The following is a 13,513-nucleotide window of genomic DNA, read 5'->3' on the forward strand; positions in this document are numbered from 1 at the left end:
AGCGGGGCCGCTTCCGGGTAGACTGGGTCCCGTTCCTTGATCGTATTGGGTTCATCGTCCATGGGTGACAACACTCCCCGGCTTCTCACCGTCGCGGTTACTTCGCGCGCACTGTTCGATCTCGAAGAAGGCCATGCCTTGTTCGAACGCGAAGGTCTGGAGGCCTATGCCGCCTACCAGCGGGCGCACGAGGATGATGTGCTCAAGCCCGGAGTCGCGTTCCCGGTGGTGCGCAAGCTGCTGGCGCTGAATGACGGGGCGCCGGAAGAGACTCCGCGCGTCGAGGTGATCCTGCTGTCGCGCAATTCCGCTGACACCGGCCTGCGCATCTTCAACTCCATCCAGCATTACAAGCTGGATATCGTGCGCGCCACCTTCACCGCAGGCGAGCCGACCTGGCCTTACGTCAAACCGTTCGGTACGGATCTGTTTCTTTCGGCCAACCCGGATTCGGTGCGGCGGGCGCTGGTCAACGGCGTCGCTGCGGCGACCATCCTGCCGCAGAGTGCGCAGGACGTTGCGGCGGCTTCGGCTGCTGCCACCGATACCGGTCGTTCCAAGACCCAGCTGCGCATCGCCTTTGATGGCGACGCGGTGATCTTTGGCGACGAAAGCGAGCGTATTTCGCGCGAGCAGGGCGTGGAGGCATTCGGCCGCCACGAACGCGAGCGTGCGCACGAGCCGCTCAGTGGTGGTCCTTTCCGCAACTTCCTGTCGGCGTTGCATGCCTTGCAGGCCGCATTCCCGGCCGGCGAAGCAGCGCCCATCCGTACCGCGCTGGTGACCGCGCGTTCGGCGCCAGCCCACGAGCGCGTAATCCGTACCCTGCGCGAATGGGGCGTGCGTCTGGATGAGGCTTTGTTCCTCGGCGGACGCCACAAGGGGCCGTTCCTGGAAGCGTTTGGTGCTGACATCTTCTTTGATGATTCACAGCACAACATCGACAGCGCAAGGCAGCACGTTGCTGCTGGTCATGTGCCTCATGGGGTAGCAAATCCGGATTAACCCGGCTGTTTGTAGGAGCGGCGTAAGCCGCGAAGCTGGTGACAAGACCGAATGCTTGCTGCCTGCAATGGCAGCCAATGCCGCTTCAGCAACATTTGTGGCTTCGCGGCTTACGCCGCTCCTACAAAAGCGTCGCATGCTAGGATGAAGGCGCTTTCGCGGGTTCCCAGCTGAACCAGCGGCAATCCTGCCGCGCCCTGATCTGCACGAATGCAGCAGATCCCTCCCGCACTGCACCCACCCGGTGATCCAGGGGCGGGGCCTGTTCCCCGACCGGTAGCGTCATGTACCTGCCAATCCCTTTCGCGCTGCCTTGCGTGGCGGCCGGGTGTTTCGCGCGCCGCGCGGGACTGGACGCATTGTCTCTCCTGCACGGCGCATAACGCGCCCTTGCGCAGTGCTGTCGTGTTTACGCGACTGCAGCTACACAGGAGAAACAACCCGAATGACCATGCGTATCGCCATTCTTGGAGCCGGCCCAAGCGGCCTGGCGCAACTTCGTGCCTTTGAATCCGCCCGTCGAGGTGGGGCTGAAGTGCCAGAGATCGTCTGCTTCGAAAAGCAAACCGATCTCGGCGGGATGTGGAACTACACATGGCGTACCGGGCTGGATGCTTATGGCGAACCCGTACATGGCAGCATGTACCGCTATCTCTGGTCGAACGGCCCGAAGGAAGCGCTGGAGTTTGCCGACTACAGTTTCGAAGAGCATTTTGGCCGCCCGATCGCCTCCTATCCGCCACGCGCCGTGCTGCGCGACTACATCATGGGCCGCATCGAAAAGAGCGGCGTGCGTGATCAGATCCGCTTCAACATGGCGGTGCAGTGGGTCGACTACTCGGAAGAAACCGAGCGTTTCACAGTGACCGTCCGCGACCTGAAGAAAGACGAGCTGCTGACCGAGGAGTTCGATCGGGTGATTGTTGCCACCGGGCATTTCTCCACACCGAACGCGCCATTCTTCGAGGGTGTCGATCGTTTCCCCGGCCGCGTGTTGCACGCGCACGATTTCCGCGATGCCTGTGAATTCGCAGGCAAGGATCTGCTGCTGGTGGGCTCCAGCTATTCGGCCGAGGACATCGGTACGCAATGCTACAAGTGCGGCGCCAAGTCAGTGACCTTCAGCTATCGCAGTGCTGCTACCGGTTATGACTGGCCGGCGGCTTTTGAAGAAAAGCCTTTGTTGAAGCGAGTCGAGGGCAACACCGCGCACTTCATCGATGGCAGCAGCAAGGACGTGGATGCCATCGTGCTGTGCACCGGCTACCAGCACCATTTCCCGTTCCTGCCCGATGCGTTGACGCTGCGCACCCGCAACCGTCTATACCCGGCGGATCTGTACAAGGGTGTGTTCTGGATCGACAACCCCAAGCTTATCTACCTGGGCATGCAGGACCAGTACTACACCTTCAACATGTTCGATGCACAGGCCTGGTATGCGCGCGATGTGATCCTCGACAGGATCGCGCTGCCGGCCACCGATGCAATGCGTGCTGACAGTGAAGCCTGGTTGGCGCGCGAAGAGGCGACGACCTCGGCCGAGCAGGACATCGACTTCCAGACCGGGTACGTGCGTGATCTGCTCGATGCCACCGACTATCCGGACTTCAACGTCGAGGCCGTGGCCACGCTGTTCAAGCAGTGGAAGCACGACAAGAAGGACGACATCCTCGGCTACCGCAACTACAGCTACCGCTCGGTGCTGACCGGCACACTGGCCCCGCTGCATCACACGCCTTGGATGCAGGCGATGGATGATTCACTGGATGCCTTCCTCGCTGACAGCGAGGTCGACGTAGCGCCGCGCAAGATTGCCTGACGGAACCGGCGCCGGTCAGCCCGGCGCCTGTCCCAGTGGCAGCACGATATTGGTCAGCCGCCAGCGCAGCCCTTGGCGGCTGAGCACGAACACGACCTCGCGGCCATCTTCCAGGTGCGTGGTGGCGGTGTAGCGCGACAGCGATTCGTAATGGCCGGTGGTATTGGCCAGCGGCTTGGCTGGGGAGGGCGGAGCCCAGGTGTCGCCGCCGACGGTGTCGCCGATGGCCCGCTTCCACAGACTGTCGCCCTGCAGCAGCGCGGCAATACCCAAGGGGGTGACGAAGGTATCGACGCCGGCGCCGGTCAGGTTGCCGGCCATGCCTAGTGCTACCTGGCCGAACAGACTGGATTGCATGTCGCTGCCGGCGCGGCGCACGATGAAATCGTTGACCTGCGCCTTGATGTTGACCCGCACGGCGCCGAAGTCGACGTGGCGTGCCAGTTTGCCGGTGTCGCGCTGTTCGATGGCCTGGCTTATGCCACGGATTGCCAGATAGGGGCCGCCGATCACGTAAGCGGCCAGTAGCACCGCAATGGCGATGACGGCGGCGAGTATCCACTTCTTCATTGCGTTGCTGTCCTCGAAATCAGGGGTGTGCGGGGCTGCGTGCTTCGGCCCAACGGCGCAGCATCACCAGCGTTTCGGCCCAGGCCTGGCTGCAGAAGCCCAGGTATTCACTGTCGCCGTTCCAGCCCAGATGGTGGAATTCCAATACCGTCATCGGCTCGCCCTCATGCGGCAGACCGCGCCAGACGCCAGGGCTGGCACGGCGTGACAGGTCAAAACGGATCTCGGTACCGGTCCAGGCCGAGGCCGGGCTTTGTGGTGGGTGGCGGCTGATCACTTCCCAGCGGATGCAGCGCTCGGGGATGATCTCCAGCACCTTCAGCGCTACCACGCCATGGCCGGAGCCAGGGTTGTGGCTGATCACGGTGTCGCCGTCGATCACTGACTGCTGGTGCGGAATCCACCAGTGGCTCAGTCCCTCGGCGCTGGCCAGGCCGCTGTAGACGGTGGCCAGCGGCGCATCGATCCAGACTTGCAGGTGGATGCTGGTCATGGCGGCTTCCTGTCGAAGGTTGCCGCCAAGCGTGCCGCAAACCGGGTTGGTTTGCGTGAAGTCCGCGCTAATCAGAATTCCAGGTCCAGCGCGGCGCACAGGTAGTCGACGAACGGACCGAGCGCGGCCAGGTCCTTGGCAAGGGTCTGGCGCAGGCGCGGGCCGGTCATCGTCTCGTCGTCCAGCGACCGCCACAGTACCCAGTTGCGGTGCTTGAGGTCGTCGATGAACTCGAAGTCGGCCGGGAAGCCGCGCGGTGGCCGTACCAGCTTCTCGCTGCTCTCGAACTCGTAGCGCTTGCGCGTGGCCGGCGCATGCGCGGCCGCCTTCCAGCTGCCGGGGTTGTCGAGGATGAACTGGCGCAGCCGACGTTGCACGTCCGGTTCCGGGTGCCAGATACCAGCACCAACAAAGCTCTCGCCCGGTGCCAGGTGGATGTAATACGACGGCGCCGGCACCTGCTTGCGGCGCTCATGGAACAGACGTGCACCCTGCCAGGTTTTGTAGGGTGCCTTGTCGTGGGAGAAGCGCGAGTCACGGTAGATGCGGAACAGTGAGCCGCCGACGGTGCGCGGATCGGCCTGGAAGTGCGTGCTGACTTCGCTCAGGTCGGGCTGCAGGTCGGTGATCAGGCGCAGGAAGGGCTGGCGTACATGGTCCTCGTACTGCTGCTTGTGCTCGGCAAACCAGGTCTTGTCGTTGTGGCGGGCCAGCGCTCGCAGGAACTTGAAGCTGGCATCGCTGAAATACTGGGTCATGGTGTGTCCTGCAGGCTAAGGCGCCACTGGTCCAATGCATCAAGCAGGGCCAGCGATGCCGGATTGTCCTTGTGTTCTTCGCGCAATTCGGCGATCTGCGCGATGTACTCGGGCAAGGTCTGCTCGGCCATGCCCGGGGTATTGAAGCGCTGCTGACGATACGCATCCCAGCGTGAGCGCGCGGTCGCGTCCAGGGTTTGCGGATGGTTGCGCGCGCGGTAGCGGAACAGCAGCTCGGGCAGGCGCGGATCGCGGAAGCGCTGTTCCAGCTCGGCCAGTGCTTCTGGCGGCGCGGTGCGCACCTTGCTGAGCAGGCCCTTGTCGCCTTCAGCCAGGAAGCCGTCGTACAGCGAGGCGTCGGCATCGACCGGGCCGTCATTCGTGCGTTCACGCGCAAACACCTGGCGGGCTTTCTCGGCCAGCTGCGGAGCCAGCGCACGCAGCTTCTCGGCCTTGGCTTCAATCACCGCCGGATCAATTGCAAGACGCTCGAAGTCGGCATCGCGCAGGTGGTTCCACGCAACCAGTGCTGGCACCTTGTTGAGGTGTACTTCCTTCAGCGGAATGCGTTGCTGGCCCTCGGGCAGATCGGCGGCGCGGGTGTACAGGCGTGCGGTGATCTCTTCGACCGATAGCTCCAGCAGCGGCTCGATATCGCCTTCCAGATCGAACACGATCACCCGGTTGTTGATGTGCGGATGACGGGCCAGCGGCAGCACCGGTGCAGCGCACAGGCGGCTGGCCGGGTAGCGCATCGAGATGTGCAACACCGGCTCCATCGCCACTACGTCGAGCAGGCTGCCGACGTAGCGTTTGTCGCGTAGGCGCAATGCGTAGTCCCACATGCGCGGCTGCGCTTCGCGGAAGCGCCGCGCCATGCCGATGGTGGCGTAGACATCGGACAGCGCCTCGTGGGCGTCGCCTTCGCGCACATCGTTGGCCAGCGCCAGGTGTTCGAGTTTGAACGAGGTGGCGCCGTCTTCGCGCTTGGGCCAGTTGATGCCATCCGGGCGCAGTGCGTGCACCAGCCGCAGCATGTCGAGCAGATCCCAGCGCGAATTGCCGCTGCGCCATTCGCGCTCGTAGGGATCGTGGAAGTTGCGGAATAGCCCGTAACGTACGAACTCATCATCGAAGCGCAGCGTGTTATAGCCCAGCGTGCAGGTCTGCGGCTTGCTCATCAGCTCGTTGATGCGGGCGAAGGCCTCGGCTTCGCTGACGCCTTCGGCCAGCGCATGCTGCGGGGTAATGCCGGTGATCAGCGTGGCAATCGGCGAGGGCAGCAGATCATCAGCAGGCTTGACGTAGAAGCTGACCGGCTCGTCGATGACCTTCAGGTTGGCGTCGGTGCGCACCGCGGCGAACTGGGCGATGCGGGTGCGGCGCGGGTCCTGGCCAAAGGTTTCCAGGTCGTAAAACAGGAAGCTCTCGGCCATCAGTGCGCTCCTTCCAGTACCGGCAGCTGGGCATGGACGATCTGCTCCAGCACGGCCCAGTCGATATTTTCCAGCGAGTCGTGGCCGGCGGTTGCGTCGGCAAGGATGCGTTGCTGCAGACGGGTACGCTCCAGTGCAACCGAGTACGGCGTGTGCAGGAAGGTGACCATCGTGTAATGCGGTACGAAGCGGGTTGGCCAGCGTGTTTGCAAGGCCTGCTCCAGCTCGCGCTGCAGCAGGTAGCTTGGATCGGCGACGCGGTCGCGCATCTCAAGATAGTTGTCCAAGGCCATCTGCTGGATGGCGGCAGCATTGGGTTTGCGTTCGGCTTCAAATGCGGCAAAAGCTTCTTCGGTGCCGGGGTGTTCGGCCAGACAGCGCGCCAGTACCACGCAGTCCTCGAACGCGCAGTTCATGCCTTGGCCGTGGAACGGCACCATTGCATGCGCTGCATCGCCGATAAGTACCGCCTTGCCACGCTGATGCCAGCGCTCCAGGTACAGCGTGCCGAGCAGGCCCGGCGGATGTTGGTCCCAGTCTGCGCGCAGGTTCGGAATCAATGGCAGCGCATCAGCGAAGTCGCGCTGGAAGAGTGCCTCTGCTTCGGCACCATTGCGCACCGTGGCGAAGCTAGGCTCACCTTCATTGGGCAGGAACAGGGTGACGGTGAACGTGCCTTCGTCGTTGGGCAGCGCGATGCACATGTAGTTGCCGCGCGGCCAGATGTGCAGGGCATTGGCTTCGATCTGGAAGCTGCCATCTGCTGCCGGGGGAATCTCCAGTTCCTTGTACGAATGATCGAGAAATTCGATGCGCTCGCCCAGCGGTAGCTTGCGGTTCATCGCCGCACGCAGCGCCGAACCGGCACCATCGGCACCAATCAGCGGGGTATTGAAGTGGATATCGTGCGGCTGGTCGTCACGGTCATCGATGAAACGTGCATAGCCAGCGTCGAAGTCCACAGTGTGCAGGCGGCGGTGGAAATGCACGGTTGCACCGGCTTCTTCGGCTAGCTGCAACAGCGTGGTGTTGAGGTCCTTGCGGTGCACCGACCAGATCACTTCGCTGTCATCGCGTCCGTAGCGCTGCAGGTCGGCCGCGCCTTCGCGAGGATGCACCATGCGCCCGCGCATCATCACCGCCTTGGCCATCACCTCGTCCTCGACGCCGGCCTGGCGCAAGGCATTGCGACCACGTTCGGCCAGTGCGAGATTTATCGAGCGGCCGGACTCGTAGTCGGCGATGCGCGGATCGCCGCGACGTTCGTAGATGGTGATCTTCCAGCCCTGCCGCGACAGCAGGATGGCGAGCAGGGAGCCGGCCAGGCCGGCGCCGATCAGGGTGAGGCTGCGGGGGGTGGGGGTGTTCAATTCACAGTATTCCGTTGGTCAGACGCCAGCCCAGGTTTCCACTTCATCGACGAAGCGGTAGACATCGCTGTAGCGGTTGTACAAAGGCGTTGGCGAGATGCGGATGACATCGGGCTCGCGCCAGTCGCCAAGCACGCCTACCGATTGCAGGTACTCGAACAGCGAGCGGCCCTGTGCGCGGCCACCGGCCACGCGCAGCGACAGCTGGCAGCCACGGCGCTCGGGCTCGGCCGGGGTGATGATCTGCAATACATGGTCTAGGCGCGCACGCACCATGGTTTCCAGATAGCCGGTGATCTTCAGTGACTTCGTGCGCAGCGCGTCCATGCCTGCCTCGTCATACAACGCCAGCGATGCACGCAGTGGAGCAAGGCCGAGCACCGGCGGATTGCTCAGCTGCCAGCCTTCGGCGCCCAATTCGGGGACGAACTCCGGTGCCATCTGGAAGCGGGTTGCCTGCTCATGGCCCCACCAACCGGCGAAGCGCGGCAGTGAGGTGTCCTTGGCGTGACGTTCGTGCACGAAGGCGCCAGCAACCGCACCCGGGCCGGCATTCAAATATTTGTAATGGCACCACACCGCGAAATCAGGTGCGACGTCGTGCAGGTTCAACGGTACGTTGCCGACCGAGTGGGCGAGATCGAAGCCGATGTTGGCGCCTTGCGCGCGTGCCAGGCGGGTGATCGCGTACAGATCGAAGACCTGGCCGGTGCGGTACTGCACGCCTGGCCACAGCACCAGCGCGACGCGCTTGCCGTGCGCGTTGATGGCCTGTTCGATGGCCTGCATCGAGATGGTGCCGTTGGCTTCATCCGGCTGCACTTCAATCAGATCGGTGGCTGGATCGAAGCCATGGAAGCGGATCTGTGCCTCGACCGCATGGCGGTCGGTCGGGAAGGCGCCGGCTTCCATCAGAATCGCCGGGCGTTCGCTGCTCGGCCGATAGAAGCTGACCATCATCAGGTGCAGGTTCACGCTCAGCGTGTTCATCGCCACCACTTCGTGCGGCAGCGCGCCGACCACACCGGCCAGCGAATCACGTACCAGGCGGTGATAGCTCAACCACTGCGTCGGGCCGGTGAAGTGGCCTTCGACGGCGATGCGCCCCCATTGATCCATCACTTCCTGCACCATCGCCTGGGCGCCGCGTGGCTGCAGGCCCAGCGAGTTGCCGACGAAATAGGCTTGATCGGTGCCCTGGTGCTGCGGGATCAGGAACTGACTGCGCAGGTGGCGCAGCGGATCGGCAGCATCAAGTGCGGTGGCGTGAGCGGGTGACAGCGTTTCGTTCATCGGTGCGGACACGTCGAGGATGTACCCGCAGTGTAACCGCGCCCGGCCGCTCAGACCTCGGGTGTGGCTGGTTTGGGCAGCGGATGCACGGCCCCGCATTGTGTGCAGGTACGGTGTTCGGTCGATGCGTGGAACCGGTCGAAGACCTTGGGCAGATCGGTCTCGATGTTCTTCAGATGGAAGAACTCTTCGTACAGCTTGTGATTGCACTGCTGGCAGAACCACATGAAGCCATCGAGCTCATGGTCCAGACGCTTGCGCTCGACCACCAGGCCGATCGAGCCTGGCATGCGCTGCGGCGAATGTGGCACGCGTGGCGGCAGCAGGAAAATCTCGCCGGCGCGGATCGGGATGTCGCGCACCGCGCCATCTTCCTGCACGCGCAGCACCATTTCGCCTTCGAGCTGGAAGAACCACTCCGGGCCTTCGTCCCAGTGGTAGTCGTTGCGGCTGTTGGGGCCGGCGACCACCATCACGATGAAGTCACCGTTCTCGATCATCTTGTTGCCGACCGGCGGCTTCAGGAGATGGCGGTGTTCTTCGATCCAGCCGAGCAGGTTCAGGGGTAGGGGGAGCATGCGGGGCCTTTGTGGTGGCGATGCAGTTGCTGTTCCCTTCTCCCACTGGGAGAAGGTGCCCGTAGGGCGGATGAGGGTCGGTTGTGCCTTGAGCGCGGACCGACCCTCACCCCAACCCCTCTCCCGCAGGGAGAGGGGCTTTCAAGCTCAATGCCTTTTGCCCTTCCGCGGCACAAACGACAACGCCTTCTCATACGCCGGCTGCAACTCCTCCGGTGCACCCACGTCGATTCCCATCTCGCTGACCCGGCCGTCGCGCAGGCTGTAGACCCAGCCGTGCACCATCAGTTTTTGGCCGCGGGCCCAGGCGTCCTGCACGATGGTCGAGCGGCAGGCGTTGACCACCTGCTCGATCACGTTCAACTCGCACAGGCGCGCGTGGCGCAGTTCCGGGTCGTCGATCTGCGACAGGATGTCGTCGTGCTTCTGCGCAACATCGCCGACATGGCGCAGCCAGTTGTCAGCCAAGCCGACGCGCACCTTGTTCAAGGCCGCATGCACGCCGCCGCAGCCGTAATGGCCGACGATCAGGATGTGCTTGATCTTGAGCTGATCCACGGCGTACTGAATCACGCTCAGGCAGTTCAGGTCGGTATGCACCACCACATTGGCAATGTTGCGGTGGACGAAGATCTCGCCCGGCGCCATGCCGATGATCTGATTGGCCGGTACCCGCGAATCGGAACAGCCGATCCACAGGTATTCGGGGCTCTGCTGCTTGGAAAGCTGATGGAAAAACTCGGGATCTTCCTTCTCGATCCGGTCCGCCCATTCGCGGTTCTTCTGCAGCAGGTTATGGATGTCTTTCATGGTGAAGCTTCCCTTGCGATCTTGAGGGGGAGGGCGCTGCTGCGCGCTTGCGCGGCAGCGTCGCGGGAAACGGGGCGCGGCTCAGGCATCAGACTGGTCGCCGTGCTCACTGCGATACAGCTGCATCCACTGCGCCAGTTCGCGGGCATCGGAGGTGTCCAAGGCCCGCAGGGCCTCGATCACCGCCAGCTGGTTTGCCTGCGGGTGGTTCTGGCTCAGTTTCAGCTTGATCTGGATCTGCTGCACGTCCAGGCGGAAGCCTACGATGGCGCGCAGCGATGGGGCGTGATCGTCCAGGCTGGCATCAAACTGCCAGTCCTGACCGACGCTGGCCTCGAAGAAGTTGCTGGTGTTCGACAGCAGCTGAGCCAATGACGCCGTGTCGTCGAAGCTGTGCAGTTCACCGACAAGTTCAGCGGCGGCGTAGTTCCAGGTTGGGACGCGCGCAGCGCTTTCCTTGTCCGGATACCAGCTGGCCGAGATATAGCCTTGCGGGCCGTTGACCAATACCTTGGCGCGGCCGCTATGCCGCGACTGCTTGTTGGCCTTGGCCCAATGGCCGATCAGCTCAACTTTGTCCCCGTCACGCCGGTACAGCACCGGCAGCCGGGTCAGTTCGGGCAGTCCGTCGTCACCTATGGTCAGCAAGGTCACGAACGGGTCGCGCGCCAGCAGGCGGTCCAGCCAGAGCAGGTCGGTCTCTACAAAAACGCGCTGGGCGAACACGGAGTGCTTAGACCCGGGTGCCTAGCAGTTGAACCATGCGCTCGCGCAAGCTGTCGTCATCGCCTTGCGGCGGTGCCACTTCGTGCAGCGAGAAGCCGCGATGCAGTGCGTCTTCTTCGTCCAGGCCGTCAAAGGCAACGAACTCGGCGTCGAACAGCTGTGCGCGGGCGGTGTCTTCGCTGTCGTAGCTAAGCGTGTTGCCGTCGCTGTCCAGGATCTCGGCGGTGCCGCCCGGGCGGACCCGCAGGCGCGCCCAGATCAGGGTGCCGCCGAGCTGTGCCAACCACCACTGGTCAGGAGTGTTCTCGAAGTCAGTCATTTCATTACCTGCGAAAAAAGCCACAACAGCAGTGCCATGCCCAGCCCGCCGAGCATCACCAGCAAGGCGATACGGGCGGGTGTGGCCAAGCCGGACAGCGAGCGGTCGGCGATTGTGGTGAAGCCGCGCCCCAGCAGCCAGCGCAGGCACTCTGGTTTGAGAAAGGCGCCGGCACCGAATTCGGTCGCCAGCGCTGGATGCCGGTCGCGGATATGGACCAGCGTCAACGGCCAGAAAATCAGGAAGGCGCTGAGGCCGGCAATGGCCACGCCGACAAAGCAAAGAGCGAAGAACAAGGTCAACGGCACCGCCTCCTGTTACTGGATCAGATGAATCAGTACTCCGCCGAACCCGGTGCGCGCGGGTAGGGGATTGCATCGCGGATGTTGGACAGGCCGCAGACGTAAACCACCAGGCGCTCGAAGCCCAGGCCGAAGCCAGCATGCGGTACCGAGCCGTAGCGACGGAAATCGCGGTACCACTGGTAGTGGTCCGGATCCAGGCCGAACTGCGCCATGCGCGCGTCGAGCACGTTCAGGCGCTCTTCGCGCTGGCTGCCGCCGATGATCTCGCCGATGCCCGGGGCCAGCACGTCCATCGCGGCGACGGTCTTGCCGTCGTCGTTCAGGCGCATGTAGAAGGCCTTGAAGTGTTCCGGGTAGTTGGTCACCACCACCGGGCGGCCAACGTGTTCCTCGGTCAGCCAGCGCTCGTGCTCGGTCTGCAGGTCCAGGCCCCATTCGACCGGGTAGTCGAACTTCTTGCCGGACTTCTGCAGCAGGCTGATCGCATCGGTGTACTCGATGCGTTCGAACGGGGCGTTGACGAAGGCTTCCAGGCGGGTGATGGCGTCCTTCTGCACGCGCTCGGCGATGAAGGCCATGTCGTCGGCGCGCTCGTCGAGCACGGCGCGGAACAGGTACTTCAGGAACTCTTCGGCCACGCGCGCGTTTTCGGCCAGGTCGGCGAAGGCGATTTCCGGCTCCACCATCCAGAACTCGGCCAGGTGGCGAGTGGTGTGGCTGTTTTCGGCGCGGAAGGTCGGGCCGAAGGTGTAGACCTTGCTCAGTGCCAGGCAGTAAGCCTCGACGTTGAGCTGGCCGGACACGGTCAGGAAGGTTTCCTTGCCGAAGAAGTCACGGCTGAAGTCGATCTGGCCATCGCTGGTGCGCGGCAGGTTGGCCATGTCCAGCGTCGAGACGCGGAACATCTGGCCTGCACCTTCGGCATCGGAGGTGGTGACGATCGGCGTGCTGATCCAGTAGAAGCCGTTCTCGTGGAAGTAACGGTGCACGGCCTTGGACAGGCAGTCACGGATACGGGTGACCGCGCCGAACAGGTTGGTGCGCGGGCGCAGGTGCGCCACTTCGCGCAGGAACTCCGGCGACATCGGCTTGGGCTGGATCGGGTAGGTCAGCGGGTCTTCGACCCAGCCGACGATTTCAAGGCTCTGCGCCTGGATCTCGAAGCTCTGGCCCTTGCCCTGCGACTTGACCAGGGTGCCGGTGGCGATCACCGAGCAGCTCGGGGTCAGTTTCTTGATGTCTTCGAAATTGGACAGGGCTTCGGTGGCCACGACCTGGATCGGGGCAAAGCCCGAGCCATCGCTGACGTTGACGAAGGCCAGTCCAGCCGAGCCGCGCACCGTGCGGACCCACCCGCGGACTGTGACTTCTCCGCCTTCCGGGAATTTCCCGGCAAGGGCGTGTGCAACGCTGACCACCGTCATGACTTGAATCCTCTGTTGATCGACTCGATCTGTGAATGCGAGATTTTAGCGGTTCAACACCCGGGCAGGCGAGCATTTATCCACGCTTGCAGTCCGGCGGGCCGCCCACATCTATAATTGGACCGTAATTCTGCTGGAGTCGCCCCACCATGGCTGTTCATCTGACCCCCATCGCCCATTCCCGCGTGCAGCGCTTCGTCAATGGCACCCCGGGTGCGCTTGGCCTGCGTTTTGGCGTGACCCGCACCGGTTGCTCGGGTTGGGGCCACATCACCGACCTGGCCAAGGATGAGCGCGAGGGCGACACCGTATTCGAGCAGGACGGCGTGCGCATCTACGTGGACGCACAGAGCCTGCCGCTGGTGGATGGCACTGAGATCGACTTCGGCAAGCAGGGCCTGAGCGAGACCTTCACCTTCAGGAATCCCAACGCAGCGGCCGAATGCGGCTGCGGCGAGAGCTTCACAACCGACGACATGCACCGCTGAGGCATGCTGCGCTCTCTGTAGAGCCGAGCCATGCTCGGCTGGAGCGTTACCGGTGATTTCGGGGATTGTGCATAAGGCTCCTGCCGAGCATGGCTCGGCACTACGGGCTGGCTTCGCGG

The 13,513-nt window shown here is 63.4% G+C and carries 15 protein-coding genes; 3 read left to right on the forward strand and 12 right to left on the reverse strand.

All coding sequences use genetic code 11. The annotated features are described in order from the left end of the window. The first annotated feature begins 60 nt into the window (after positions 1-60). On the forward strand, positions 61-1,005 hold the full coding sequence (locus tag ACVOLZ_RS11820; protein WP_481516308.1) for a 5'-nucleotidase: 945 nt from the start codon (positions 61-63) through the stop codon (positions 1,003-1,005). A gap of 445 nt (positions 1,006-1,450) precedes the next feature. Beyond that, the gene (locus tag ACVOLZ_RS11825) at positions 1,451-2,824 is read left to right on the forward strand and encodes an NAD(P)-binding domain-containing protein (RefSeq protein WP_481516309.1); all 1,374 of its coding nucleotides are present in this window, start codon (positions 1,451-1,453) and stop codon (positions 2,822-2,824) included. A gap of 15 nt (positions 2,825-2,839) precedes the next feature. On the opposite strand, the gene ACVOLZ_RS11830 is transcribed toward ACVOLZ_RS11825, so the two are convergent. The 12 genes from ACVOLZ_RS11830 to asnS form a co-directional block, all read right to left on the reverse strand. Next, entirely contained in the window at positions 2,840-3,394 is a 555-nt protein-coding gene (locus tag ACVOLZ_RS11830; protein WP_481516310.1) for a DUF2939 domain-containing protein, read from the reverse strand. Positions 3,395-3,413: 19 nt separating this feature from the next. Beyond that, positions 3,414-3,887: an SRPBCC family protein gene (locus tag ACVOLZ_RS11835; RefSeq protein WP_481516311.1), complete on the reverse strand. Its 474-nt coding sequence runs from the start codon at positions 3,885-3,887 to the stop codon at positions 3,414-3,416. A 71-nt stretch (positions 3,888-3,958) separates the two neighbouring features. Further along, positions 3,959-4,645 (reverse strand): DUF2461 domain-containing protein, encoded by a 687-nt coding sequence (locus ACVOLZ_RS11840; RefSeq protein ID WP_481516312.1) that lies wholly within the window; start codon positions 4,643-4,645, stop codon positions 3,959-3,961. Continuing rightward, the gene (sbcB, locus tag ACVOLZ_RS11845) at positions 4,642-6,081 is read right to left on the reverse strand and encodes an exodeoxyribonuclease I (RefSeq protein WP_481516313.1); all 1,440 of its coding nucleotides are present in this window, start codon (positions 6,079-6,081) and stop codon (positions 4,642-4,644) included. The genes ACVOLZ_RS11840 and sbcB overlap by 4 nt, the downstream gene beginning before the upstream one ends. Continuing rightward, a complete protein-coding gene (locus ACVOLZ_RS11850; RefSeq protein WP_481516314.1) occupies positions 6,081-7,451 on the reverse strand; it encodes an FAD-dependent oxidoreductase in 1,371 nt (456 codons plus the stop codon). The genes sbcB and ACVOLZ_RS11850 overlap by 1 nt, the downstream gene beginning before the upstream one ends. A gap of 18 nt (positions 7,452-7,469) precedes the next feature. Then, complete coding sequence (gene kynU, locus ACVOLZ_RS11855; RefSeq protein ID WP_481516315.1) at positions 7,470-8,744, reverse strand: kynureninase; 1,275 nt, start codon at positions 8,742-8,744, stop codon at positions 7,470-7,472. Between the two features lie 50 nt (positions 8,745-8,794). Next, positions 8,795-9,322: a 3-hydroxyanthranilate 3,4-dioxygenase gene (locus ACVOLZ_RS11860; protein ID WP_481516316.1), complete on the reverse strand. Its 528-nt coding sequence runs from the start codon at positions 9,320-9,322 to the stop codon at positions 8,795-8,797. Between the two features lie 147 nt (positions 9,323-9,469). After that, on the reverse strand, positions 9,470-10,132 hold the full coding sequence (gene can / locus ACVOLZ_RS11865; protein WP_481516317.1) for a carbonate dehydratase: 663 nt from the start codon (positions 10,130-10,132) through the stop codon (positions 9,470-9,472). 81 nt (positions 10,133-10,213) lie between these two features. Continuing rightward, complete coding sequence (locus tag ACVOLZ_RS11870; protein WP_481516318.1) at positions 10,214-10,858, reverse strand: FMN-binding negative transcriptional regulator; 645 nt, start codon at positions 10,856-10,858, stop codon at positions 10,214-10,216. 7 nt (positions 10,859-10,865) lie between these two features. Next, entirely contained in the window at positions 10,866-11,177 is a 312-nt protein-coding gene (locus tag ACVOLZ_RS11875) for a hypothetical protein (protein WP_481516319.1), read from the reverse strand. Then, positions 11,174-11,479: a hypothetical protein gene (locus tag ACVOLZ_RS11880; protein ID WP_481516320.1), complete on the reverse strand. Its 306-nt coding sequence runs from the start codon at positions 11,477-11,479 to the stop codon at positions 11,174-11,176. Before ACVOLZ_RS11880 ends, ACVOLZ_RS11875 begins: the two co-directional genes overlap by 4 nt. Positions 11,480-11,511: 32 nt before the next feature. Further along, a complete protein-coding gene (gene asnS / locus ACVOLZ_RS11885; protein WP_481516321.1) occupies positions 11,512-12,906 on the reverse strand; it encodes an asparagine--tRNA ligase in 1,395 nt (464 codons plus the stop codon). Positions 12,907-13,055: 149 nt separating this feature from the next. Here asnS and ACVOLZ_RS11890 point away from each other — a divergent pair, with 149 nt between their 5' ends. Continuing rightward, positions 13,056-13,394 (forward strand): HesB/IscA family protein, encoded by a 339-nt coding sequence (locus ACVOLZ_RS11890; protein ID WP_481516322.1) that lies wholly within the window; start codon positions 13,056-13,058, stop codon positions 13,392-13,394. Positions 13,395-13,513 lie beyond the last annotated feature (119 nt).

This window comes from Stenotrophomonas sp. STEN020 (assembly GCF_056760195.1).

Coding starts and splice junctions, on each gene's coding strand:
- ACVOLZ_RS11820 (WP_481516308.1), top strand. CDS start 61: ATGGGTGACAACACTCCCCGGCTTCTCACCGTCGCGGTTACTTCGCGC.
- ACVOLZ_RS11825 (WP_481516309.1), top strand. CDS start 1,451: ATGACCATGCGTATCGCCATTCTTGGAGCCGGCCCAAGCGGCCTGGCG.
- ACVOLZ_RS11830 (WP_481516310.1), bottom strand. CDS start 3,394: ATGAAGAAGTGGATACTCGCCGCCGTCATCGCCATTGCGGTGCTACTG.
- ACVOLZ_RS11835 (WP_481516311.1), bottom strand. CDS start 3,887: ATGACCAGCATCCACCTGCAAGTCTGGATCGATGCGCCGCTGGCCACC.
- ACVOLZ_RS11840 (WP_481516312.1), bottom strand. CDS start 4,645: ATGACCCAGTATTTCAGCGATGCCAGCTTCAAGTTCCTGCGAGCGCTG.
- sbcB (WP_481516313.1), bottom strand. CDS start 6,081: ATGGCCGAGAGCTTCCTGTTTTACGACCTGGAAACCTTTGGCCAGGAC.
- kynU (WP_481516315.1), bottom strand. CDS start 8,744: ATGAACGAAACGCTGTCACCCGCTCACGCCACCGCACTTGATGCTGCC.
- ACVOLZ_RS11860 (WP_481516316.1), bottom strand. CDS start 9,322: ATGCTCCCCCTACCCCTGAACCTGCTCGGCTGGATCGAAGAACACCGC.
- can (WP_481516317.1), bottom strand. CDS start 10,132: ATGAAAGACATCCATAACCTGCTGCAGAAGAACCGCGAATGGGCGGAC.
- ACVOLZ_RS11875 (WP_481516319.1), bottom strand. CDS start 11,177: ATGACTGACTTCGAGAACACTCCTGACCAGTGGTGGTTGGCACAGCTC.
- asnS (WP_481516321.1), bottom strand. CDS start 12,906: ATGACGGTGGTCAGCGTTGCACACGCCCTTGCCGGGAAATTCCCGGAA.
- ACVOLZ_RS11890 (WP_481516322.1), top strand. CDS start 13,056: ATGGCTGTTCATCTGACCCCCATCGCCCATTCCCGCGTGCAGCGCTTC.